20 protein-coding genes are annotated in these 23,811 nt (G+C 38.7%); 5 read left to right on the forward strand and 15 right to left on the reverse strand.

Annotated features, from left to right (window positions below; translation table 11 throughout):
• Window position 1: 1 nt before the first annotated feature.
• The 11 genes from FVB32_RS06195 to FVB32_RS06245 form a co-directional block, all read right to left on the reverse strand.
• Window positions 2-628, reverse strand: a complete 627-nt coding sequence (locus FVB32_RS06195; RefSeq protein WP_147742233.1) for a carbonic anhydrase family protein — start codon at window positions 626-628, stop codon at window positions 2-4.
• A gap of 10 nt (window positions 629-638) precedes the next feature.
• Window positions 639-2,219, reverse strand: a complete 1,581-nt coding sequence (locus FVB32_RS06200; protein ID WP_147742235.1) for a SulP family inorganic anion transporter — start codon at window positions 2,217-2,219, stop codon at window positions 639-641.
• 76 nt (window positions 2,220-2,295) lie between these two features.
• Window positions 2,296-2,604 carry a hypothetical protein gene (locus FVB32_RS06205; RefSeq protein ID WP_187269514.1) on the reverse strand — a complete coding sequence of 103 codons (309 nt, stop codon included), beginning with the start codon at window positions 2,602-2,604 and terminating at the stop codon, window positions 2,296-2,298.
• 59 nt (window positions 2,605-2,663) lie between these two features.
• A complete protein-coding gene (locus FVB32_RS06210) occupies window positions 2,664-3,425 on the reverse strand; it encodes an SH3 domain-containing protein (RefSeq protein ID WP_187269515.1) in 762 nt (253 codons plus the stop codon).
• 2 nt (window positions 3,426-3,427) lie between these two features.
• The gene (locus FVB32_RS06215) at window positions 3,428-5,212 is read right to left on the reverse strand and encodes a BatD family protein (protein WP_147742241.1); all 1,785 of its coding nucleotides are present in this window, start codon (window positions 5,210-5,212) and stop codon (window positions 3,428-3,430) included.
• Complete coding sequence (locus FVB32_RS06220) at window positions 5,212-6,108, reverse strand: tetratricopeptide repeat protein (protein WP_246139836.1); 897 nt, start codon at window positions 6,106-6,108, stop codon at window positions 5,212-5,214. The genes FVB32_RS06215 and FVB32_RS06220 overlap by 1 nt, the downstream gene beginning before the upstream one ends.
• Complete coding sequence (locus tag FVB32_RS06225; protein WP_147742243.1) at window positions 6,089-7,135, reverse strand: VWA domain-containing protein; 1,047 nt, start codon at window positions 7,133-7,135, stop codon at window positions 6,089-6,091. Before FVB32_RS06225 ends, FVB32_RS06220 begins: the two co-directional genes overlap by 20 nt.
• A gap of 6 nt (window positions 7,136-7,141) precedes the next feature.
• Window positions 7,142-8,140, reverse strand: coding sequence for a vWA domain-containing protein (locus tag FVB32_RS06230; RefSeq protein ID WP_147742245.1), 999 nt, complete (start codon window positions 8,138-8,140; stop codon window positions 7,142-7,144).
• Window positions 8,141-9,796, reverse strand: coding sequence for a BatD family protein (locus tag FVB32_RS06235; RefSeq protein WP_246139858.1), 1,656 nt, complete (start codon window positions 9,794-9,796; stop codon window positions 8,141-8,143). It abuts the gene before it with no gap.
• A gap of 5 nt (window positions 9,797-9,801) precedes the next feature.
• Complete coding sequence (locus tag FVB32_RS06240; RefSeq protein ID WP_147742247.1) at window positions 9,802-10,668, reverse strand: DUF58 domain-containing protein; 867 nt, start codon at window positions 10,666-10,668, stop codon at window positions 9,802-9,804.
• Between the two features lie 85 nt (window positions 10,669-10,753).
• On the reverse strand, window positions 10,754-11,755 hold the full coding sequence (locus FVB32_RS06245) for an AAA family ATPase (protein WP_147742249.1): 1,002 nt from the start codon (window positions 11,753-11,755) through the stop codon (window positions 10,754-10,756).
• Window positions 11,756-11,912: 157 nt separating this feature from the next.
• Between FVB32_RS06245 and FVB32_RS06250 the strand changes: the two genes are divergently transcribed.
• The 3 genes from FVB32_RS06250 to FVB32_RS06260 are packed head-to-tail and all read left to right on the forward strand — an operon-like array spanning window position 11,913 to window position 14,691.
• Window positions 11,913-12,785 carry an aldo/keto reductase gene (locus FVB32_RS06250; protein WP_147742251.1) on the forward strand — a complete coding sequence of 291 codons (873 nt, stop codon included), beginning with the start codon at window positions 11,913-11,915 and terminating at the stop codon, window positions 12,783-12,785.
• A gap of 11 nt (window positions 12,786-12,796) precedes the next feature.
• Window positions 12,797-13,558, forward strand: coding sequence for an SDR family NAD(P)-dependent oxidoreductase (locus FVB32_RS06255; RefSeq protein ID WP_147742253.1), 762 nt, complete (start codon window positions 12,797-12,799; stop codon window positions 13,556-13,558).
• Window positions 13,555-14,691 (forward strand): ATP-binding protein, encoded by a 1,137-nt coding sequence (locus tag FVB32_RS06260; RefSeq protein WP_147742255.1) that lies wholly within the window; start codon window positions 13,555-13,557, stop codon window positions 14,689-14,691. Before FVB32_RS06255 ends, FVB32_RS06260 begins: the two co-directional genes overlap by 4 nt.
• On the opposite strand, the gene FVB32_RS06265 is transcribed toward FVB32_RS06260, so the two are convergent.
• The 4 genes from FVB32_RS06265 to FVB32_RS06280 form a co-directional block, all read right to left on the reverse strand.
• Complete coding sequence (locus tag FVB32_RS06265) at window positions 14,688-16,616, reverse strand: alpha-amylase family protein (protein WP_147742257.1); 1,929 nt, start codon at window positions 16,614-16,616, stop codon at window positions 14,688-14,690. The genes FVB32_RS06260 and FVB32_RS06265 overlap by 4 nt on opposite strands.
• Window positions 16,617-17,561 (reverse strand): carbohydrate kinase family protein, encoded by a 945-nt coding sequence (locus FVB32_RS06270; protein WP_147742259.1) that lies wholly within the window; start codon window positions 17,559-17,561, stop codon window positions 16,617-16,619.
• A gap of 47 nt (window positions 17,562-17,608) precedes the next feature.
• The gene (locus FVB32_RS06275; RefSeq protein ID WP_147742261.1) at window positions 17,609-18,022 is read right to left on the reverse strand and encodes a hypothetical protein; all 414 of its coding nucleotides are present in this window, start codon (window positions 18,020-18,022) and stop codon (window positions 17,609-17,611) included.
• Window positions 18,023-18,121: 99 nt separating this feature from the next.
• Window positions 18,122-21,796, reverse strand: coding sequence for a T9SS type A sorting domain-containing protein (locus FVB32_RS06280; protein WP_147742263.1), 3,675 nt, complete (start codon window positions 21,794-21,796; stop codon window positions 18,122-18,124).
• 207 nt (window positions 21,797-22,003) lie between these two features.
• On the opposite strand from FVB32_RS06280, the gene FVB32_RS06285 reads away from it, so the two are divergent.
• Entirely contained in the window at window positions 22,004-22,729 is a 726-nt protein-coding gene (locus FVB32_RS06285) for a metallophosphoesterase (protein WP_147742265.1), read from the forward strand.
• Window positions 22,730-22,782: 53 nt separating this feature from the next.
• Window positions 22,783-23,778, forward strand: coding sequence for an acyl-ACP desaturase (locus FVB32_RS06290; protein WP_147742267.1), 996 nt, complete (start codon window positions 22,783-22,785; stop codon window positions 23,776-23,778).
• Window positions 23,779-23,811: the final 33 nt, after the last annotated feature.

Below are 23,811 nucleotides of genomic sequence, written 5' to 3' on the forward strand. Positions count from 1 at the left end.
TTTACATATAGGATATTTTTCCGTTTTTAATATCATACATCCCCCCAACAATTAAAATTTCTCCATTGTCTTCCATTTCCTTTAAAACAGGACTTTGGGTTCTTATATTTTCAATGGTCAACCGAACATTTTTGTCTGCAACTGCATTTACAAAATCAATATTCTTAGAGGTACGTTCACCTGTATCTGTAGGTTCTTGAACGGCATTTACTGCTGGCCTTATTTTGCTTAACAGGGCTGTTAAATTTCCCATTTTAGCATCGTCGCAAGCCCCTTTAACTGCACCACAACTGGTATGGCCAAGCACTACAATGATTTTGGTTCCCGCAAGTTTGCATGCAAATTCCATGCTTCCAAGGATATCTTCGTTCACAATATTTCCTGCAACGCGGGCACTAAAAATATCGCCTACTCCTTGATCAAAAATCAACTCCGCAGAGACCCTAGAATCTATACAACTTAAAATGGTTGCGAACGGGTATTGCCCAGAGGCCGTTTCTGCTACTTGTTCCAAGAGATCTCTATCTGTTTGGTTTTTTTCAACAAAGCGCTTATTGCCTTCTTTTAACAACTCCCAAGCGGTATTGGGGTTTAAGGCGGATTGTGTTTCTTTTGTATGTGTTATCATCCTTTTTATTTTATGCCGATTTTGGCCTTAGGTTAAAAAATTCTATATAACTAGCAGGGTTCTCAACGATACCTCGTTCTGATACCAATTTGATATCGATGTTTCGATTTTGGGCTTTTTCGGAGAAATCTTCGAGGATTTCAACAATATCATTATCTAAATAGCGGGTTTTTCTAACATCCAATTCAAGATATGAATTTTCAGGAAGACTATCCAATTCTTTTAAGATGGCTCCTTTGTTAAAGAAAGTTACTTCTTCTGCTAGGGTCATTTTAATTTTATGAACGCCATTACTCTTGTCTTCAATATGAAGGAAATGTGAGTTTTGATAGCTTTTTATCAGTATCACTACAATACCTACGGCAAGTCCAAGACCTATTCCAATAAGTAAATCGGTAAATACTATTCCAACAACGGTAACCGTAAAGGGAATAAATTGTTTCCATCCTAAATTGTACATTTTTTTGAATAGTCCTGGTTTTGCCAATTTGTACCCAACAATAAACAGGATTGCTGCTAAAACGGACAATGGAATCATATTCAACAGTTTTGGAATTAGCATTACTGAGATTAAAAGGAAAAAACCATGGATTATGGCAGATGCCTTTGTTCTACCTCCAGATTGGATATTGGCGGAGCTGCGCACAATTACTTGGGTCACGGGTAATCCACCAAGCATACCGGAAATACTGTTTCCTACTCCCTGAGCAAACAGTTCTTTATTGGTAGGGGTAGTTCTTTTATATGGATCTAGTTTATCGGTTGCTTCAACACAAAGCAGGGTCTCTAAACTAGCGACTAGTGCTATAGTAAAGGCGGTAATCCATATTTCGGGCCTTCCTATAACGGCAAAATTTGGAAAGCTTAAAAGGTTTCCAAAAGATTCAATACTGTCCGGAATTGGAACACTTACCAAGTGATCACTTGATATAGAAAGCGACTGGTGGTCTTTGGTAAAGACATAGTATAAGATTCCAATTACAACAGCGACCAAAGGACCCTGAACCAGCTGAAAAACTTTAGATTTCTTACTCAGTACTTTGTCCCAAAGTACAAGAATCAATAACGCCATAACAGCAACAAAAGTTGCTCCAGGGCTTATGAAGTTGATAGCATTAATAATTTCGCTAAAGGTGTTTTCTCCATCTACTTGGAAAAAAGCAAAATCTCCTTCAGGATTGGAGTCATAGCCAAAGAAGTGTGGAATCTGCTTTAGAATAATTATTATTCCAATCCCTGTTAGCATTCCCTTAATAACGGAAGAAGGAAAATAATAGGCAATTACTCCAGCTTTTAGAATGCTGAAAATAATTTGAATCAAACCTCCTAGCACAACGGCGACTAGAAAGTTCTCGAAACCACCCAAGGTTCCAATTGCGGTCAATACTATCGCGGCCAGACCGGCGGCTGGTCCACTTACTCCAATTTGGGAGCCACTTAAAGCACCAACAACAATTCCACCAATTATTCCTGCGATTAAGCCTGAAAATAAGGGTGCGCCACTGGCAAGGGCAATACCAAGACAAAGAGGTAGTGCCACAAAGAATACGACAATACTTGCCGGCAAGTCATTTTTTATATACTTGAACATGATAAAGAAGTTAGGCCTTCAAACGTAACTACTTGATTGAAGACGGTTAGAAATTGATTAAAATAAAATTGAGATATTAAACCAATTCCCGGGGAGGAGGGAGGAGTATTTCAGCTTTAAAATCTGAGTTGGAAAAAACATATCTGCTAAAGCCTTGATCCTGGTTCAGCAAGTATAAACTGTTGGATGGGGAAGAGTCATCTAAGAACAAGTTTTTTTCATCGAACTTTTTTTCAGACTCTTTTTCTTTGTTTTTTTCTTCTTCACCAGAATCGACAAGTACGGCGATGTCGAATTCCTCGTCTATTAAAGGCGCAAGAGATGGTGCCAATATGGAAAATATTAGCATCATGGCGATTAATGGAAATGCTATGGTCTTTAGCACTAGTTTGTTGTTTTGCATCAAAAATAATAGTAAAGCTATTGTTTTCTGTTAAATAAATTTTAAAAATCCTTCAACAATCTCAAATTTTGGTCCGTTAACCATCCCGTTTGCCCATCGGAGAGCTTTATTTTTTTCCAATCATTGAGTTCTTCCAGTACATTGACTTTGGTTCCTTCGTGTAAGGTAAAAACAACTTCACTATTGTTATTGGGTTCTGAGGTAATTTTGACTTCTTTGCTAAAGATAATGGCGGGGTTATCCATCTTAAACTCTCTATACTGTAGATAGGCAATCAAAATGCACAGCACTCCTAAAATCAGTGACGATATGCTGGCAATAAAGGCTATTCTTTTTTGTGTAGCAAATCGAAGGAAAAAATAAGATAGATAGGCCAAAACAAACAACATTACAAGGGTCACTGCTAAGTAAGCCCATTGGTCAAAAGAGAGTAGATTAACGAAATTATTATACAATTGTGCAAGCTCGGTTCTAGGCATTTTCTCTACGGCATCTAACCGCATATTTTGGGCATACCCCAAATTATTTAGAATTTCGCTATCGTTTGGCTTTAGCAATAGGGCTTTTTCATAATAAAAAATACTTGGCCCTATGGCGTTAAGTTTGTAATGACAGTTCCCCAGATTGAAATAGAGCTCTGCAGAATGTTCTCCATTTTTAATAATTTGCTCGTAATTCTCAATAGCTTTAGTATACTCTCCTTTATTATATTTTTCCGTTGCTTCTGTAAAAAGTGAATTATTCTGGGAAGCTCCAAGATTAAAGCAAAGGATGCAAACAATAAAGGCAGCTACATATCTCATTTTCATAACTGTTTGTCCAATTTAGAGATTACTTCACTTGCTTTTTGATAATCATTCTGCATTTGTACATCGGAAAAAGGACTATACCTGGCCATTTCACAACTTGTAAGAAGACCTATAAATCCATTCATACTATCCACATCTACCTTTCTATCAGTCAAAATAGTGGTGATTTTCTCCTTGCTAAATTCTGAAGTTTCGATTTTCAGCTTTGCTTTTAGATAATTATGCAATCCTTTTTCCAAGGCAACATAAAAGGCTTCTTTATTACCTAGTTCTTTTTTTGCAGTGGAAAGGTATTTTTTCGCCAATTTGTTGGCCCGCTTGATTTTGTTTCCTGCGACATCACTGGCAATAGCCTCTCTCTTTTTAAAAGAAACTACAGCAATGGGAATTAATAATAATGGTAGAATGAGCATAAAATAAAATCGGTTTGAACCAAAGAAGTAATTTGCCCCTATTTTGTTAAGGTTTGGACTCAGTTTTATGAAGTGAAATTGCTTTCCTGTTGGCACAACAAGTTGCTTGTTACTAGTTGAGGAGACGGCATTGTTTGAAGTTGCTCCAACGGGTCCTTCCATAACTTCAATATTAATTTCTTCTGAAGTCAAAGTGACATATTTGGAGGTCTTTGGGTTAAAATAGCTGAAGGAAATACTGGGGATTGGATATTTTCCTCTAAAAGAGGGGACAATGGTGTAATGGTTTGCGACCTTACCTTCCATACCAGAACTTACGGTACGCACATTTTCGTCATACTCAGGCTCATACACTTCAAGTGCACTGGGCAGTTCTGGTTCAGGCAATTGAAATAACTTTAGGTTTCCCTTACCAGTAACTTCTACTTTGGCCTGAAGCGATTCTGAGGCATTCAGTTGCTTTTTGCTCGTCGTTACAGCAAATTCAAAATCACCAACAGCACCACCAAAATTCAAAGGCTTTCCAGCCTCCGGCAAGGCCTTTACGTTTAAGGTACGCCTTCCTGCTGAAACTGTTTTGGTGGTCTGGGAATAAATCCGACCTCCAAAAAAGTCACGCCTATTCGTAGGGACATCAACGTAAATTTCCAAGGAAAGAGGTTCAATATCCAACTTGCCAGATTTCTGCGGATAGAGCACAACCCTTTTCAAGACCACAGAAAGATAGGGTTTCCCCTTATAGGTAGTATTTTGGGGTTTGGGTTTGGAAACGGGGATATCCTGACTCCAAAAATTATTGTATTTAGGATTATCTAACGGCCTATAATTGGTAACGCGAATATCTTGACCCACATATAATTTATACACCACGGTCACCGCTTCATTTAGATAAGGATTTCCCTTGGAAACTTCAGCAACCAAATGCAGGCTTTCATCGGCAACATCGTCCACGGTTTTTTCATCGCTAGGTTTATCCACTGCAGCTGTTACCTCTACGGTCTTGGGTAATGTTTTATAGGTTTGGCCACTAATTTCAATGGTGGCCTGCTTTATGGTAAATTTTCCTCTGGAGGTAGGGACCAAAATATAGGAATAGGATTTTGAAAAACTACGCTTTCCATTAATCCATGAAGAACTGATTGATTGTGAAGGCCCCATGACCACTTTAAAACCATCGAAGGCCGGTGGGCTAAAGTTGTCCCCATCTTTATTCATGGTAAACTCAACTCTAAGCCGCTCATTAATACCCAATTTTTCTTTGCTGAGCTTTATTTCAAAGGAAACTTCATTTTCTTGCGCATAAGAAATACTGCCCAACAACAGGCATGCACTCAAAAAAATAAAAAATTTAACCTTCAACAGCTGCATCACCAATCCTTTTCGTTTTTAATTTTTTTGCCTTTTATCTTTCTTGCTTCCATTTTTTCTTGCACTTTCTTTTCCTCGTTTTGCATCGCTTCTAACAGATTTTGAATCTGCTGCTTAGAAAGTTGATTTGGTCTTGGTTGCTTTTTTTGTTCTTCAGGTTGATCTCCTTCGTTAGGCTTCTTTTCCTGTTCTTTCTTTTTATCTCCTTCACCTTCTTTATTTTCTTCAGGCTTGTTCTCTCCATCATCTCCTTCATCGCCTTTGTCTTTGTTTTCATCTTCATTTTGTTCTCCTTCATTGTCCTTTTTATTCTCACCTTCGTCGTTCTGATCTTTGTTCTTGTCTTTTTGATCTTCCTGATCCTGCTTGTCCTTATTGTCTTGGTTTTGGTCGTTCTTTTGTTCGTCTTGTTGCTTTTTTAGCATTTCTTTAGCCAAGGCAAGGTTGTATCGAGTCTCTTCGTCATTTGGATTATTGCGTAAGGATTCTTTGTAAGCTTCAACCGCTTTTTGATATTCTTTGTTCTTCATGAACACATTGCCCATGTTATGAAAGGCTTTATGTTTTTTTGGTTTTTCAGTGGTTTTTTCACCTGCTTGTTTAAACCGTCCAAAAGCCTCTCCATAATGCTCTCTGTTGTAATACGCGGTGCCTAGGTTAAAAGGGGCAACGACGTTTTTTTCACTTTTGGAGATGGCTCTTCTATAATCCGACTCTGCATTTATAAAGTCATTTGAAATAAGTTGATTGTTTGCATCCCATGTTAGATTTGTAGAAGCGTTAAGCGCTTTTTCCGCTTCCTTTTGGGCATCGTCTTCATCTTGGGCGTATGAGGTTAACCCAATGAGAAGGAACAGGCAAAATAGTAATCCACTCTTATACATCTTCGTGTTCATTAAAAAGATTTAGCTTTTTCAACCACTTTGTTTTTTTGTCTAAAAGGAAGATATCCAAAAATAAAAAGAAAAGACCTATGCCCAAGAACCATTGAAATTGGTCCTTATATTCGGCAAATTGCTTGGCTTCAAATTCTTTTTTATCCATCTGATTTAGTTGTTCTTTTATATACTCCACAGCATTTTCTGTATTGGAACCATCAATATATTCTCCATTTCCTTCGCTGGATATTTCTGATAGAACAGCCTCATTCAGTTTGGTGATGACCACCTCACCTTTATTGTCTTTTTTCAAACTTTCCACAACACCATTTCTTTTGATAGGAATGGGAGCTCCCTTTGGTTTTCCAACACCAATTGTAAAAATGCGGATACCATTTTTTACAGCGTTGTCCACTGCATCAATAGTAGATCGTTCTGAATGATCTTCACCATCAGAAACTATAAACAGTACCCTGTTGGTTTGTTCAGAATCGTCATAATAAGTACTTGCTAAATCTATCGCTGCATTTATTGCGGTTCCTTGAGATGAAAGCATATCTGTATTCATGCTTTGCAAGAACATTTTAGCAGCCCCATAATCCGTAGTAATGGGTAATTGAGGGTATGCTTGACCGGCATAGGCAATTATTCCAATACGGTCACTGGCTAATTGATTAATGATTTCAGAAACCAATCTTTTTGCTTTTTCAATTCGGTTTGGTGCAATATCCTCGGCCAACATACTTTTAGAGACGTCAACAGCAAAAACAATATCGACCCCTTCCCGTTTTACGGTTTCCAGCTTGGTTCCAATTTTTGGATTTACAAGACCAATAATTAAAAAGGCGAGCCCCAAGGAAAGAAAAATCAGTTTTAACGCTGATTTAAAACTTGATTTATTTGGTGCCAGTCGTTTTAAGAGCTTGGTGTCCGCAAAATGACGCTGGGTTCTTTTTTTCCATACCTGAAGAAAGAAAAAAGCAACAACCATCACTGGGATGATGGCCAATAGGTAGAAATATATTTTTTCGTCCAGCTGAATCATTCTTCTTTATATAAAGCTTTTAAAAATTGAGTTGCGCAATACCCATTCTATCAATAGCAAAGCTCCTGCCAATAATATCAAAGGCCTAAACTTTTCTTCGTATTTGTAATATTTGAACTCTTCAATTTCTGTTTTTTCCAGTTTGTTTATCTCGTCGTAAATCTCTTCAAGCTTTTCATTATCCGTAGCTCTAAAGTATTTTCCGCCTGTTGCTTGGGCAATTTCTTTTAATAATGCTTCATCAATTTCTACTTGTCGCATCCCAAACCTAAAGGAGCCATCTCTATTATAAGCTATTGGTGAAAGGGCATTGCCATTGGTGCCCAAACCTATGGTATATGTTTTTATACCAAATTCTACTGCTAAGTCCGCGGCGGTATTTGGCTCAATAAAACCTGAATTATTGACTCCATCGGTTAGTAGAATAATAACCTTGCTAATAGCCTTGCTTTCTTTTAGGCGGTTTACGGATGTAGCCAGCCCCATCCCTATTGCTGTACCATCTTCTAGTTCACCATAGGTGATTTCTTTAAGGGCTCTTAGAACAATGGATTTATCGCTGGTAATGGGAGTTTTGGTATAGCTTTCCCCGGCATACCCAACGAGTCCGATTCGATCATTAGGCCGTTGTTTGATAAAATCCCCTGCTACAGATTTAAGTGCAGAAAGCCTATCTGGTTTTAGATCTCTTGCTAACATACTCGAAGAAACATCTATGGCCATTACAATATCAATACCTTTTGTGGTCTTTGTTCTGGTAGAGATGTCTTCCGTTTGAGGTCTTGCGAGTGCAGTAATGATAGCTGCCAGTGCTAAAATCCGTAGAATAAAAAGTGCAGGTTTTAATTTGGATGCTAAGCTTCCCACCGTAAATCCTTTTATGCTGGAAATCTTTAGCGAGGCTATTTCATTTTTTCGTTTGAAAAAATACCACAGCAAAGCCAAAGGTAGCAGCAGTAGCAACCAAAAAAACTGAGGGTTTGCAAATTCTATATTCTCAAACATTTACGTCTGTGTTTTTACATCTAAGGTGTTCAATATTCTGCTCACTATTTGATCTGCGTAAGTGTCTCCTTTTTCATGGTAAATAATGACCTGTTGCACAAAACCTTTACCGCCAAAACATAAAATAATGTATTCTATTTTTCTTGTCTCTTTTGTATCGGGAATATCGAAGGTTCCGGTACCAAAAGTTTTGAGGCCCACTACGCCAGATTTTGTGGTGAATTTATCTTCTTTGGTAAGGATGTTTCTAACACCCATGTTTTCAAAGTTTGCTAAATTGGCATCTACCAATGCTTTAAAATCAGGTTCAACTTCTTCTTTATAGGTAGTTGAATTAGCAGAAACGGAAAACAGCCCATCTACTTTTCCATTGAGAAAAGTCTGATGTGATTTCACTACTTCTTCAGCACCTTCAGGTAATGTTACTTCTTGTCTAATAAGCACATCGGGTGTCTCTAAATCAATGGGAGGAAAACCATACGAGCTTGTTACCCATTCTCCTTCTAAAAGCTCTTTTGTTGGATGTCCTAAAACGGTGTCTTTTACTTCTTTTAAACCATAGTATGCGATGGAAAGTCCGCCTCCAAATATTAAAAGTCCAGCAAAAATAGCTGCCGCCCAATAGATTTTCTTACGCTGTTTTTTTCTGGCAAGTTCCTCAAGATATTCTTCTGTTAGCAATAATTCCTCTTCGGTAGGTTCTGGGAGTGCTTCATGCGTTTTTACCACAATTTGCTCTACTAGTGCTCTATCTTGCTCCGCTACCGAGGTGGAAGGCTTGGACTTGGCGAATTTTACCAAATCCGCGGTTTGTAGAATTTTCTGAAATTGGGTTATGGTCTCGTCATCTAATTTTAAATCACCAGCATCTTTAAGCATTTCAAGCTTGGCAATTAATTGACCCGTTGTGCTTTCTAAAGCAGAAACGTTAACGTCTTCCTCCAAATAGGAACGAACAATGTCTGTAAGCTCAGAATAATATTTTTTGTATTCGTCCTGGATAAGGTATTTTGAATTCTCCAGTTTCTTAAGCTCCAGAAGGGCTCGATCATATGGAGGAAGCAAAGCTTCTTTTTCTTCTTCGGTAAGTGGTTTTTTTCTAAGGAAAAACCAATAGACCAATCCACCAACGATTAGTAGCACTACTAGTATCCATAGGAGAATTCTCCAAAGTCTGGCATTGCTTTTTTCCACTTCGATGAGCGGCTTAATGTCAAACATTTTTTGTTTGGTGGTGTCCACTACCACATCCGCCACTTTTATTTGAAAAGAATCTGTGAAAAAAGGCTGCTCATTAATGGCTATTCGCTGTGGAGGAATGGTATAGGCTCCGCTATCAAATTGAGTGAGGGCATAGATGCGTTGAAGGGTAACTCTTTTATTGTTTTTGACGGTATCCAACATGATGGCTTCCACAGTTTCTAAGGGTGAAAAGGTCTGCCCTTCCGGGAAAAAAACAACATCTGTGGAATCTGCTTCAACGGTAATTTTATATTGAATTTGCTCTCCAATCTTGATGGAAGTGGTATCAATTTCTGAGGTAACTTTGGGTTTTTCTTGTGCAAAACCGATGATGGGAATCATAAAAAGAAATAGAAAGGTCATTTTGCTAAATGACAATCTATTGCTTCTAATATCTAGTTTTATGTTCTCCATTTCAATCATCCCCTACGTTTAAAATAGCCCAACAATTTTTTTACGTAGCTCTCATCCACACGACAATTGATAACACCACAGCCCGATTTTGTAAACGAATCCAAAAAGTAACTCACCTTGTCTTTGTGGAATTGACCGTATGCAGTTCTAACTTTTTTAGATTGGGTATTTACCAATTGCAGTGTCCCAGTCTCTGCATCTTGCATTTGTACCATTCCCAAATTTGGAATAGACTCCTCGCGTTCATCAAAAACCCTAATGCCTGTAACATCATGTTTGTTGCCGATTATCCGTAATGTATTGTCATATTCATCAGCAATAAAGTCCGAGAGCGCAAATACAATGGCTTTTTTCTTCATTACGTTCATCAAAAACTTTAGGGCTTCTGCAATATTGGTCTGTGTGCTTTTTGGAGTAAACTCCAAAAGTTCCCGAATAATACGCAGCACATGACTTTTTCCTTTTTTCGGCGGAATATATAGTTCCACTTCGTCTGAAAACAAAATCAGACCAACCTTATCATTATTCTGTAGTGCTGAGAAGGCAAGAGTGGCAGATATTTCGGTAATCACATCTTTTTTAAACTGATTGGTGGTCCCAAAAAGCTCGGAGCCACTTACATCCACCATCAGCATCATGGTAAGTTCACGTTCTTCCTCAAAAACTTTTACAAAAGGCTCATTGTAACGTGCGGTAACATTCCAGTCAATGTTCCTAACATCGTCACCAAACTGATACTGACGGACTTCGCTAAAGGTCATACCCCTACCTTTAAAGGTAGAGTGGTATTCTCCACCAAAAACATGGTCGGAAAGACGCCTCGTCTTTATTTCAATTTTACGTACTTTTTTAAGTAGCTCTTTTGTATCCATCTGTAAAGTGAACAGTGTTTAGCTGTCAATATTCGGTGATGGTAGGTTATTTTAAGGACACCACCAACTTCAACGGCCAACTTCTCTAAGGTACTTCTACCTCGTTGACAATCTTGTTTATGATTTCCTCGGAAGTGATATTTTCTGCTTCTGCTTCATACGTGATTCCAATACGATGCCTTAGCACATCATGTACGACGGCCCGCACATCTTCTGGAACTACATATCCTCTTCTTTTTATAAAAGCATAGCATTTGGAGGCATTTGCCAAGTTGATACTTCCCCTTGGAGAAGCACCAAAGCTGATTAGGGGTTTGAGGTTTTCTAGATTATATTTTTCTGGATATCGGGTAGCAAATACCAAATCCAATATATACTTTTCAATTTTTTCGTCCATATAAACCTCTCGCACCGCTTCTTGTGCACTTAAAATTTGCTTTACGGTGACAACAGGTTTTATGGCTTCGTTTTTACCGCTCAAGTTTTGGCGTATAATAAGCTGTTCCTCGTTTAACTTTGGATAGTCAATTACGGTTTTTAGCATAAAACGGTCAACCTGGGCTTCCGGTAACGGGTAAGTTCCTTCTTGTTCCACTGGGTTTTGTGTTGCCATTACCAAGAAAGGAGGATTCAATTTAAAAGTCTCATCTCCAATAGTTACCTGTTTTTCCTGCATGGCTTCCAAAAGCGCGGATTGCACCTTGGCAGGTGCTCTGTTGATTTCATCAGCCAACACAAAATTTGCGAAAATGGGTCCCTTTTTAATGGAAAAATCATTTTCCTTCATGTTGTAGATCAGCGTACCTACCACATCCGCAGGCAAAAGATCTGGAGTAAACTGAATTCTGCTAAAACTCCCTTTAACAGCTTTTGCCAATGTATTAATGGCAAGGGTTTTTGCAAGTCCGGGAACTCCCTCCAACAAAATATGCCCCTGGCCCAAAAGGCCAATAAGAAGCCTTTCTACCATATGCCGTTGGCCAACGATGGCCTTGTTCATCTCATTTGTGAGTAAGTCTATAAAAGCACTTTCCTTGGCAATTTTTTCATTCACAGCACTAATATCAATAGTAGTGTTTTCTTCCATACAAACTTTTATCGTTTAAGTGTTAATGTTGGTTTTTTTATAGAAGTGCAAAATGAAAATTAATTTAAAAATGGTCTGTTAATTAATGGTTAAAAAAATCGCTGAAGCCCTAGTTTTGTGAAGGATTTAAGGGTTTAATTTTATACTTTCACTTTATATGCAAAATACAGATAATTATTCTAAGATTATAGCAGGGACTATGACATGGGGAAGTTGGGGTAAAAAACTTCCTAAAGTTGAGATGATCGATTTAATGCACTATTGTATTGAAAATGGGTTGACGACCTTTGATCATGCTGATATTTATGGGGATTATTCCACGGAATCGGATTTTGGAAGGGCCTATGCCGAAAGCGGTATTGAAAGATCCAAAATACAGATGATTTCAAAATGTGGTATCCAAATGACGTCTGGCAGGGACAATAGGGTAGCACATTATCAATATGATAAAGAATACATTATTTGGTCGGCAGAGCAATCACTCAAAAAACTAAATACGGACTATTTGGACTTGCTATTGGTGCATAGACCAAGCCCTTTGATGGATCCTGTTGAAATTGGCAAAGCCGCTAAAGAACTTTTGGAGAGCGGAAAAATAAAAAAGTTTGGAGTTTCCAACTTTACTCCTTCTCAAATCAATATGTTAGAAAAAGAAGTTCAAGTTGAGGGGAACCAGGTTGAGTTTTCTTTAACGCATAACACACCAATGTATGATGGCACTTGGGATGATTGTATAGCGAACAATAGAATGACAATGGCATGGAGCCCATTAGGGAGCCTGTTTAGAGAGGATAATGAACAGACTGGCAGGATAAAAGAAGCATTGATTCCCCTTACTGAAAGATATGGAGTAGATGAAAGTCAATTGTTGTTGGCCTGGATTCTTAAACATCCGGCTAAAGTTCATCCGGTTATTGGAACAACAAATAAAGATAGAATTGCAGCATCAGCGGAGGCTGCCAAAATAGCATTGGACTTACAAGATTGGTTTACGCTTTTAAAAGCCAGTCACGGACATGATGTACCATAGAAAAAATGAAGATGAGAGATAAAAAAACGGTTCTTGTTACTGGAGCAACCAGTGGAATAGGAAAAGCGACCGCGGAATTATTGGCAACGAAAGGGTTTAATCTTATTGTGTGTGGTAGAAGGGAAGAGCGACTGCAGCAACTAAAAGCCGAGTTGGGAAAACATACCCAAGTACATTCCTTACAATTCGATGTTAGGGATAGAGATGCCGTTCAAAAAGCTGTGGAAAGTTTGCCAAGTTCTTTTGCAACTATAGACGTGTTAATTAATAATGCAGGAAATGCGCATGGACTGGATACCATTGATCAGGGAAGTCTAGATGATTGGGATGCCATGTTGGACATTAACGTAAAAGGACTTTTGTACATATCCAAAGCAATACTTCCTCAAATGGTGGAACGCCAATCTGGGCATATCATAAACATAGGTTCCACAGCGGGTAAGGAGGTATACCCAAAAGGAAATGTCTACTGTGCCAGCAAGCATGCTGTAGATGCCATTAACCAAGGCATGCGTATGGATTTGAATGCCCATGGGATTAGAGTGGGTGCAGTAAATCCAGGTTTGGTCGAGACCGAATTTAGCGATGTTCGGTTTAAAGGAGATTCAAACAAAGCGGAAAAAGTATATCAAGGATTTCAGCCACTCAAGGCTGAAGATATTGCAGATATCATTCATTTTGTCATTACAAGACCTTATCATGTAAACATTGCGGACTTGGTTGTTATGCCCACTGCACAAGCGAGCAGTACCATTGTGAAGAAAGAGTTATGATCAATAAACGCCTTTTGGTCAAAAACCTTTTAGCGCATAATGATGAGAACAGTTTTTATGACAAGAAGAGGTTCATAGCCATAGGTGAAAAGGAAGGAAAGGCCAAGTTTTTAAAGCATGTTTGCGCCTTGGCAAACAGCAATCCAAAAAACAATTCTTTTATTGTTGTTGGTGTAGAGGATGAAGACAATGCCATTGTTGGAGTCGATTTCTTTGATGACAGCAAGATTCAAAATTTGGTCAATGCGTATTTGGATAACCCTCCTATTATTTCATATGAAAACATCCCATTTCCACACTTACCTGAAGGAAAAGTAGTAGGGTTGGTTACCATAAAATCCAATGGCAAAGTATGTGCGTTGCGAAAAAACATTTGGAAGTATTATGGTGGCGCTGTTTTCTTTAGGGAAGGAAGTATAAGTTTACCCAAAGCATTTGATATTGAACTCAAAGACATCAACTCAAAAGCGGTAGCAACTATAGAACAACATGCACGTAACAATATTGAGCTAACCTTAGATGCTGTTATCAATTTTATGAACAACAGACATGCTGATTTAACTAGTAATTATAAGGTTTTTAAAGAACAATTTGTAGTCTGTTGGGCAGGGAACAAAAAAAAGGTAAACAATAAAACCTACTATTCTAGAGTAGATATCGAATTGATTAATGAACAGGTGAAATTGTTCTACTCCGCACTAGATGAAATTACTATTACCTATGACAACCATTCATTTACTACTTTGGAATTTGTGCAATTGGGTCTGGGCTCCCAACAAAAATACTATCCGCTCGAGCAGATGGTTATTACGTTTTCAGATAATGGAAAATATACCATTAATAGCGAACTGCTCTTTGAGCCACCGCAATATGACAAAAAAACACTCCACCATGTCCTCAACACCAATAATACCTTATTGCAGAAGTTGGAAAAAGGGATAAGCTTGAACAAGACAGAAGAGATTGATTTAACACACTTGCCGGCCACCTATCTTATTTGTTATCTAAATGGTTTTGAAGAAGCAAAAGAGCAAATGGAACAGGCACGCCCAATATTAAAAGCTGCAAATGAAAGAGTCTACGGTTCACTGAAAGAATCCTTAAGGATTCTTAGAAAAGTGCGTTATAATTAAGATTTCTTCAACCAAAGCAATTGATAAGGTTTTATTTCAAGTAGACCACTTTTAAGATTCACCTTTTCATCCGAAACAAGGTCTTTAGGCTCTCCTTTTGCAAAATACCCTAGTTTTTTTATCCAACTAGGCTCAATAACCTGATGTTTTTCATCAAAATTGCAAATGGCCAACAGCCCATTTTTTGCATTGCCTGTTCGCTCAAAAACGAGCATATGATGATTACCCGTATGATGCAATGTTAGATTATTATGATCTGCAAAAACTGGATTTTTCTTTCTAATACCGATTAACTTTTTTAGGGTATGGAATATTATAGATTGTGGGCCTTTTCCCGAATTTAGGCTAGCGATAACTTCCCAATTCTGTTTGGGCCGGTTCACCCAGCGACTGTCTTCTTTTTTTGACTCATCTTCAGTGAAAGAATAATCATTGGGCATTGCTATTTCATCACCTGCATATATCATAGGAATTCCTCCATAGGCTAGAATAATTCCATAAAGCAAAATAATTTTTGAAACAGCATCTGCAATTAGGGTTTCATCTTTGTTGGCCAAGGCCTTTTCCAACCCCAAAAGAGAAGCGGTACTCCCAGTTATTCTTCCATCTCCTGTTTTGGGATTATACATAAACAATAAGCCCGTTGCCGGAGACCAACCTAGCCGTTGGCAGTAATAATCCAATAAAAACTTACGGTGTTGTTGAGGGTCCCACCCAATTTCCTGGATGAATTGGTTTTCATACCCTAAACCGATATCATCGTGACATCGAACATAATTAATCCATGTGCAATCATCGGGCTTTGAAGGCACCTGTGTTAAGCTTTTATAAAGTAAAACGGTTTTTTTCGTAGCAATGGAATTCCATAGCAACGCCATCAAAGAAGCGTTGTAGGCAACTTCACATTCATTTCCTTTTTTTTGCCCTTCCCCAAAATATTTTACAATTTCTGTGGGTGCAACAATGGCCTCAGCCAAGAATATGGTTCCAGGAGCCACGACCTGCAAACACATTCTGAACAACGTTATAAGATCATGAGCTTCTGGAAGATTTTGGGAAATGGTTCCGATTTTTTTCCAAAGAAATGCTAATGCATCAAAACGTACTATATCTGCACCCAAATTGACTAGCTTAACTAAATTGGTCAACATTTCCATGAACACCTTTGGGTTGGTATAGTTTAAATCCCATTGATAATGATTGAAGACCGTCATTACCCATTTATCCATTTCGTCGTTATAGGTGAAATTTCCAGGAGACGTTTCCGGAAAAACTTCTGGCATCGATTTTTCGTATTCTTTGGGAATGGTGTCGTTTTCAAAAGTGTAGTAAAACCCTTGGTATTTCTTGTCACCAGCTATGGCCTTTTTTGCCCAGGAAAATTCGTTGGAAGTATGGTTGACCACAAAATCAAGCATTAAGAACATGTCTTGATCGCGTAATTCCTTGGTTAGTTTTAATAGGTCTTTATTGGTTCCGTATTTTTTAGCTACTTGATGGTAGTTATTTACGGCATAACCACCATCATTTTCTTTTTTCGGACGGGTGGTAATTGGCATTAAATGTAAAAAGTTGACACCTAATTCTTTAAAGTATGGGATTTTTTCCTGTAAGCCTTTCAGGTCTTTATTAAAGTGTTCCACATACAACTGCATGCCGAGCATTTGCTCAGATTGATACCAATTGCCCATGCTTAGCCGATGTAAATCTTGCTGTTTTAACTCGTCGGGGCGAAGGGAAAATAATTTAGGAAGCAAATCCAACAATTGTTTAAAATCGCTTTGATGGTCTTTTTGGGAATAAAGAGAAAAGAACTGTTGCTGAATGAGGCTGAGATTGGTGGCTAACCTTAAATCAAATAATGTTTTAGGATTTTTTTCCTTGAACTTGGTAGCAACGAGTCTATGTAGTGCAGCTTGGTTCATCTAGTTTTCAAGCTGGGATTTTGTGGGTAAAGCTATAATAGCCCCATAATTGGTAGTGGTAATGGCTCCTGCCTTGTTTGCTTTCTCAACCATTTTTAATAATAGGGCGTAATTTTCGAAAACGGGTTTAAAATTACCCAAATCTGAAATTTGATGAAGTAAACAACCGATAAACGCATCACCGGCACCAGTAGTGTCAACAGGTTTAACTTTAATACTGGGGACAAGGGTTTTTGTATTATTTGCGCTTAGCAAGGTGCCTTCTTTGCCCAATGTTATGGTTATGATTTGCGTCCCCACTTCATGTAAAAAATCGCAAGCATCATAAACATCTGTTTTACCAGAAAGCAGTTGAGCTTCTTCCAGACTGAACTTACATAAATGCGATTTTTCTATAAAAGGCTTACACTTTTTAATGAACTGAGATTCATTGTCTTTCCATAGGTCGCCTCTAAAATTTGGATCGAAACTTATAAACATTTCTTTGGTAAGTGCATCAAATAAATATTTACCGTACGTTTTTTCAAGTGGTCCTCCCAATAGGGCGGTTGCGGCTCCCAAATGAAGAATATTGCCGTCAAAATCTTTCCTAAGCGTTAGGTCATATGTCAGTTCTTTGTCGGCACCTCTACTAAATACAAAATCCCGTTCTCCGTCCTCCGCCAATGATACAAAGGCAAGTGTTGTAAAAGTGTCTGACTTTTGCGCTAAAGAGACATCCACCCCTTCTTTTTTAACAACATCCAATAAAAAGCTTCCAAAAGGGTCGTCACCTACACAACCGATGAAAACGCCATTTCCACCGAGTTTGGCAATAGCACAGGCGACATTGGCTGGAGCTCCTCCAGCTTTTTTGGTAAAAACTGAAGCTTTAGATAGATCGTTGCCTTGTTTTTCGGCAACAAAGTCTATCAATAATTCACCAACACAGAACACTTTTTTCATACCTAGTAGGAATAATTAGGTAATCCAATGTAAGGAGAAAAAAGCTGCTATTCCAAAATTTTGTGGCTAATAACTGTAAAATAAGTACTAGAAGCATCTGGGCATAAGGATTCTTTGGCTTTTGCCTCGAGAATCATATCGTTTTGCAATTGACTTGGTTCAAAAAGAAAAGCTACGTCCATTTGCTGTGCCTTGGAAAGTTTCTGATTCAAACTAGTTCCTAGTTCAATAATTTCTGTTAGCTCTACTTGATATACGTGGTCTTTTGTAATTCCACAGATTTCTTTGTTCTGTTCTAATGAGCCCACAATTTTAATTTGGAATATAACTTCATTTGGGCCTAACAATTGCTGATCTAAAATAACTTCTTCGTTTTGTGTCGTTTCTAAAATATCCACGCTATCTGATTCATTGCAAGAGTTGCCCAAAAAGAAAAGTAAACATAGGATTAGGGGTTTCATAATGCTTTTGCTTTTAATTATATACGAACCGCAACCGCAACTGGATGTTATAAAAAAGGCGTGATTAATTCACGCCTTTTTTGGTTCAGGGATTAAAAATCATTTTTTAATAATTTTAAAATTCTCATTGGTATTTGGTCCGGTAATTTTCACAAAGTAAATGCCTGAAGGACTATTGGACGCATTCCAAATAACAGGTTTGGAACTACTCGTGCCCTCCTTTTCAAAAACTTTTTGACCTACCATATTGAATATTTGAGTGCTTACTTTGGTGTCAGTGCTATTTTTTAAAGCAAAGTAAAATTCATTGGTGGATGGATTTGGCCATACTGCGGTGATAACTTCAGTTTCTAATGTAGCTAAGTTCTCAGCAGTCTGATCTGAGTTCCCTGAAGGAGCAATTTCAACAGCGGTATCTCCTGTGGAACCACTATCCACGTTTCCAAATATTTGAAAAATGTGGTCTTCGGGTGCTCCTCCAAAAACAAGATTCGTCGGAACCCAATCTACAGCTCCAGTGCCGAACAAATCAGCAGTGTCTCGGAACAAATTACCGTTTCCGATTAGACCAGCTTGTGTAAACCAAAACCACTGTGTTTCATTTGGCAAGAAGTTTAAATTGGCGTAAACAGAAAGCCAATAGGTTCCAGATTCCAAGACAACGGGTTCTGGAAGATCTAAACCAAGATTCGTATTGGTAGGTGCAGTAACGGGTGCTATTGCACCACTATCATAAACTACTGCGCCAGGCAAACCACCATTGTCCTCATAAATTACAATTGTTGCACTATCAAGCGAAGGGCTATTGTTTGCTCCGCCAAATGCGACAATACTGTTAATAGTCCATTGACTTCCTTCTGGAATTATAAAATCATCCGCAGATTGCAGCAATGCACCACCAAAATCAGGAATTAATTGGGATGGCGTACTACTGGTAGAGACCTCATTTTGCTCATAAATTGGAAATTCTGTAAGTGTCACCGTGAATCCTTCCGAAACTTGTTCTCTTCCTGAGGTGGCAATGAGTCCTATGGCTGCTGAGCCTTCAGAATCTGGTGCAAACGAAAGGGAAATCACATCGTCTTCTAAAACAGCAGTTACCAAATCGGGATTTGAATTAGTGAGCTCAATAGAAATTGGTCTGCCTCTGGAATTGACAAATAAATCCTTCACATTAACCTCTTTGTCCGCACTGTTAATAGGCAAAACCAAATCGGATAGCAGATAGGCGGTGCTTAATTTTGCTTCTGGTGATGGGGATGCATAGAATTGTGCATTGTAAACACCATTTCCGTGGGCTGCCACAGCAACGAAACCGTCTTCCCTTGTCCGTACTTGAGGGACGACAACGTTGCCTACTATAGCAGGTTCACGATACCAACGGGTGCGGTCTCCGTTTAAATAGAAGGATGCATATAATCCAGTGCTTGTTCCTGCAAAATAAATGTTGTTATTTCCACTAATTGCAAACCATCTAACGGAAGGTCCATTTCCTGTTCCATCTTTATTCTGCTCTAAATTCCCGCTAATACTCTCCCATGTTTCACCTCCATTTTTGCTCATAAAAATGCTTTTGATATTGTAGTTGGAGAACACTGCAAAAACACGGTCGGCATTGGTAGGGTCGACATAGATTTGATTTATGTTTCCTTCTGGAAGCCCTTTTCCTGAAGAAATATCTACAGGAGGTTGATCATCAATATTAGCATTTTCTACCTTAAAGATCATTCCACTGGAAGTTCCATAATACAATCTATTGGCAACTGGGAATTTAGAGATATCCAATCCGGTAATGATCGACCCATCTGGAGTGGCCGTCTGTGTTTGTTCTGCCCAGTTGACGGAGGTTGGGGCATTGGAAAATAATGGAATTTCATCCAAATTATTGTTACGCCACATGCGATCCCCCGCAGGCATATACATAACATTGTCATTTAAGGGGTCTAACACAAAAGGAGCGACAAAATCGAAGCCACTTGCTCCAGCGGGTTGTACTCTCGTAAAGGATACAAACGCTCCAGCTTCATCAAAATTGAAACGGAATACTACCCCAAATTGAGCTGAAACATATCGGGTAAGCCCACCATCGGCAATGGCGTTGTACGAGCCATCTCCACCAAAATCTTCTTCCCAAGGATCATTTTTGTTGGTTGAATTCGTAAACCAAGTTCCATTATCTTGAAAACCAGCAACCACATCTTGGCTATTTCCCTCTGGATCTATTGCAATGGCATATGGTTGAGTGGTGATGTAACTATTGTTCAAAGAGGTCCAAGTAACCGGTTCCGTGGTTATTGAGATATCTTCAGTTACTTGTACGCCACCGTCGTTAGCTGAAATTGCCTTATTTGGATTTGAAGGTAAAAAGACGAGATTGTGCTGATCTGGATGATGATTAGGATAAAGCCCAAAACTATCACTAAAAATGGTATAGCCTCCAACCCAACCTTCAAACCCTGTTGGGGTTGTAAATCCAGTTGTAGAGCGATATAGGTTTGTGCCGCCCAAGAATACTAAATCTGGATTTGTTGGATGCACTTTGATAACCATATTATAGGCTCCCTGAAGGTCTAAATCCCCTGCCAATCCTCCAATGTTTGTAGGAAGATTTGCGGTCAGGTCTACCCATTGCTCTTCTGGAGTGGTAGCATCAGCTTGGTATCTCCAAAGGAATGCTTCACCTGCATTGCTTAAATCATGCGAGAAGAAAAAGACTCTATTTTCATCAGAGGGATCATAGGCCATAACGGTTCTTCCAAAAGATGGAAATAAGCCTTCTGGGGTAATATTGGTCCAGGTATCTCCATCTTGAGAAGTATAAAAACCAGCATTTTCTCCGCCAAAAATATCTACGGTTCCATAGATAGTACCATTTGGAGTAATGATTACCTCAGTTTGACTATCAAAGCCACTGGGGAGTACCTCTTCAAAAGAGCGGGCTCCATTTTCTGAACGGAACAAGCCGTCAAAAGTGGCAGCATAAACATCTCCATTTGCAGGGTGTACCGCAATACTGTTGATCAAATCAAAGGACGAAATGGAAGTGACATCATTATCAGATGTGTTTCGCATTCTAAACCAACTTCTTCCATTATTATAGGATTTATAAATACCTGATCCTTGATAGAACGCCCCTGGTGCGCCGGCAGAGTTTCCGTAGCGTTCTCCAGAAGCATAGTACCAAATATTCTGACGGTTTCTTCGTGGGTCTTGCACTATGGAAGTGATACTAGGGTTTTGCCATTTTCTGGTAACCCTTCTCCAAGTTTCTCCAGCATTTGTAGAGCGCCAGAGCCCTCCTGAGACGCCTCCTGCTAGAATGGTGTTTTCGTTTTTTCTGTCAATGGCCAGAGCTCTTGTTCTTCCACCAACATTGGCTGGGCCTCTACCTCTAAAATAGAAAAACCGTTTTTTTGAAGCTTCGCCTCCGTAGGTTTTTGACATTTGTTGCTGAATGTTTGTAGAATCAATCTTACCTGAGAATTCTGCAGCTCTTTCCAAAATGTGTTCTGGAATCTTTTTTGTAAATGGATCTTGAACCTGTCTAAACTCATAGGCCAGTCTGTCCATAGCTCGGTCACCCTGTGCTTTTGGTTTTGCACCAGCAGGGCCTTTTTTGCTATCATAAAGCTTAGATTGCTTGTAGAGATCATGTCCTTTTTTGGGAGCATCATTATGGGTCTTTTTCAAATTTTGCCCTTGCGCTACAGAAAAAATGAGCGAAAAAATGGTCAAAAAAGAAAATAAGTGTTTAGTGAGTAGTCGTTTTTTCATATAGTTGAGATTAAATGAATTAGCCTTTCAATATAACAAAAAATAGAAGTATTGTTGTACTATTCTTACAAGGATCGATGAAATACGCTGTTAACTATATGCCAATTAAATAGGATTAAATGTTTTCTTCGATTCATAAACAAATCTTTATCTAGTTTGTAAACAAAAGTCCTTTTTTGTTATGTATAATTGCGCAAAATTTGTGGGATGAGAACTTTGGTAATAGGAGATATCCATTCTGGGGTGAGGGCACTTGAACAACTTATGATTCGTGCTGAGGTAAGCCAGAATGACCACCTTATTTTTTTAGGGGATTATGTAGATGGATGGAGTACGGCGGTGGAGACCGTCAATTTTTTAATTGACCTGAAGGAAAATTATCACTGTACATTTATAAGGGGTAATCATGATGAACTTTGCAGAGAATGGATGCTTACCAAAAAGGAAAACCCACAATGGTTGGCTCATGGGGGTACTGCTACTCGAGATTCATACTTGGGCTCAAAAAGAGAGAATTGGGAAACACATCTTGCGTTTTATGCCGAATTGGAAAACTATTATTTGGATAAAGACAATAGACTTTACCTTCATGCAGGGTACACCAATCTTAAGGGGGTGGAATATGAATATTTTGACCAGCTGTTCTATTGGGACAGAACGCTCTGGGAATTGGCCCAAGCAATTGACCCCACCCTAAAGAAAAGTGATGCAGATTTCCCCAAAAGGTTGACACACTACGAAGAGATTTTTATTGGACACACGCCTATTTCAAAAAAAGAACTTGTAAACCCACAAAATCGAGCCAATGTTTGGAATATAGATACCGGAGCTGCTTTTATGGGTGCCTTAACAATGATGGATGTGGAAACCAAAGAATTTTGGCAGAGTGATCCTGTCCATACATTTTATCCAGGGGAAAAAGGGAGAAACTAAAACAATACTGTTCTTTATTGGAATTTAATAAAGACCTTTACAAAAAATGAATTATGTCGTTAAAAAATATTCGGTTAGAAGTAATGCAAGCTATTGAACCCAAAGTGCAGGGTTTTATGGATTCATTTCTTATACCTATTGAGGAAATATGGCAGCCGAGTGATTTTTTACCCGACTCTCAGAATGACAACTTCTTCACTGAAACTGAACAAATTCGAGAAGAAGCAAAGGAGCTTGGCTATGATTTTTGGGTTACCCTTGTAGCAGATACCATAACAGAAGAAGCATTGCCTACCTACGAATCTTGGTTGATGGATGTTGAAGGAATTGACCAACATAATGGCAAGGAAAATGGTTGGAGCAAGTGGGTGCGTGCATGGACTGCCGAAGAAAATAGGCATGGCGATGTCTTGAACAAATACCTTTATCTGTCAGGAAGAGTGAATATGCGAGAAGTTGAAATCACTACCCAACACTTAATATCAGATGGGTTTGATATTGGCACCGATAGAGATCCTTATAAAAACTTTGTGTATACCACTTTTCAAGAATTGGCAACCAATATTTCCCATAAGCGTGTTGGCAAAATGGCCAAACAACAGGGGAATGCTTTGTTGGGAAAAATGTGTAATATTATTGCCGGTGACGAAATGAGACATCATTTGGCTTATAGAGAATTTGTGAAAACCATACTTGGGCAAGATCCAAATGGAATGATTGAGGCTTTTGCTGATATGATGAAAAGAAAAATTGTAATGCCCGCACATTTTTTGCGTGAATCTGGGGAAAGTATTGGTACTGCTTTTGAAGTTTTTTCAAATTGTGCACAACGCTTAGGCGTCTATACCGCACAAGATTATATTGAAATTTTGAAAAAATTAAATGATTACTGGGAAATAGGAAATCTGGGAGGGCTTTCCGATCAGGCAGAGAAAGCTCGTGATTATTTAATGAAGCTTCCGGACAGACTTCAGCGCATATCGGAACGGATGCAGTTTGGACAAGACCAGTACAAGTTTAAATGGGTCGAGGCCAACGGAATTTTATAGATCCAGTTAAATAACTAGAGTTTTTACCCAGGC

Source organism: Flagellimonas hymeniacidonis (genome assembly GCF_008040165.1).
Taxonomy (GTDB): domain Bacteria; phylum Bacteroidota; class Bacteroidia; order Flavobacteriales; family Flavobacteriaceae; genus Flagellimonas; species Flagellimonas hymeniacidonis.

Excerpts from the sequence above, each read along its gene's own strand:
- FVB32_RS06195 (WP_147742233.1), bottom strand. The coding sequence starts at position 628 with ATGATAACACATACAAAAGAAACACAATCCGCCTTAAACCCCAATACC.
- FVB32_RS06200 (WP_147742235.1), bottom strand. The coding sequence starts at position 2,219 with ATGTTCAAGTATATAAAAAATGACTTGCCGGCAAGTATTGTCGTATTC.
- FVB32_RS06210 (WP_187269515.1), bottom strand. The coding sequence starts at position 3,425 with ATGAGATATGTAGCTGCCTTTATTGTTTGCATCCTTTGCTTTAATCTT.
- FVB32_RS06215 (WP_147742241.1), bottom strand. The coding sequence starts at position 5,212 with ATGCAGCTGTTGAAGGTTAAATTTTTTATTTTTTTGAGTGCATGCCTG.
- FVB32_RS06220 (WP_246139836.1), bottom strand. The coding sequence starts at position 6,108 with ATGAACACGAAGATGTATAAGAGTGGATTACTATTTTGCCTGTTCCTT.
- FVB32_RS06225 (WP_147742243.1), bottom strand. The coding sequence starts at position 7,135 with ATGATTCAGCTGGACGAAAAAATATATTTCTACCTATTGGCCATCATC.
- FVB32_RS06230 (WP_147742245.1), bottom strand. The coding sequence starts at position 8,140 with ATGTTTGAGAATATAGAATTTGCAAACCCTCAGTTTTTTTGGTTGCTA.
- FVB32_RS06235 (WP_246139858.1), bottom strand. The coding sequence starts at position 9,796 with ATGGAGAACATAAAACTAGATATTAGAAGCAATAGATTGTCATTTAGC.
- FVB32_RS06240 (WP_147742247.1), bottom strand. The coding sequence starts at position 10,668 with ATGGATACAAAAGAGCTACTTAAAAAAGTACGTAAAATTGAAATAAAG.
- FVB32_RS06245 (WP_147742249.1), bottom strand. The coding sequence starts at position 11,755 with ATGGAAGAAAACACTACTATTGATATTAGTGCTGTGAATGAAAAAATT.
- FVB32_RS06250 (WP_147742251.1), top strand. The coding sequence starts at position 11,913 with ATGCAAAATACAGATAATTATTCTAAGATTATAGCAGGGACTATGACA.
- FVB32_RS06255 (WP_147742253.1), top strand. The coding sequence starts at position 12,797 with ATGAGAGATAAAAAAACGGTTCTTGTTACTGGAGCAACCAGTGGAATA.
- FVB32_RS06260 (WP_147742255.1), top strand. The coding sequence starts at position 13,555 with ATGATCAATAAACGCCTTTTGGTCAAAAACCTTTTAGCGCATAATGAT.
- FVB32_RS06265 (WP_147742257.1), bottom strand. The coding sequence starts at position 16,616 with ATGAACCAAGCTGCACTACATAGACTCGTTGCTACCAAGTTCAAGGAA.
- FVB32_RS06270 (WP_147742259.1), bottom strand. The coding sequence starts at position 17,561 with ATGAAAAAAGTGTTCTGTGTTGGTGAATTATTGATAGACTTTGTTGCC.
- FVB32_RS06275 (WP_147742261.1), bottom strand. The coding sequence starts at position 18,022 with ATGAAACCCCTAATCCTATGTTTACTTTTCTTTTTGGGCAACTCTTGC.
- FVB32_RS06280 (WP_147742263.1), bottom strand. The coding sequence starts at position 21,796 with ATGAAAAAACGACTACTCACTAAACACTTATTTTCTTTTTTGACCATT.
- FVB32_RS06285 (WP_147742265.1), top strand. The coding sequence starts at position 22,004 with ATGAGAACTTTGGTAATAGGAGATATCCATTCTGGGGTGAGGGCACTT.
- FVB32_RS06290 (WP_147742267.1), top strand. The coding sequence starts at position 22,783 with ATGTCGTTAAAAAATATTCGGTTAGAAGTAATGCAAGCTATTGAACCC.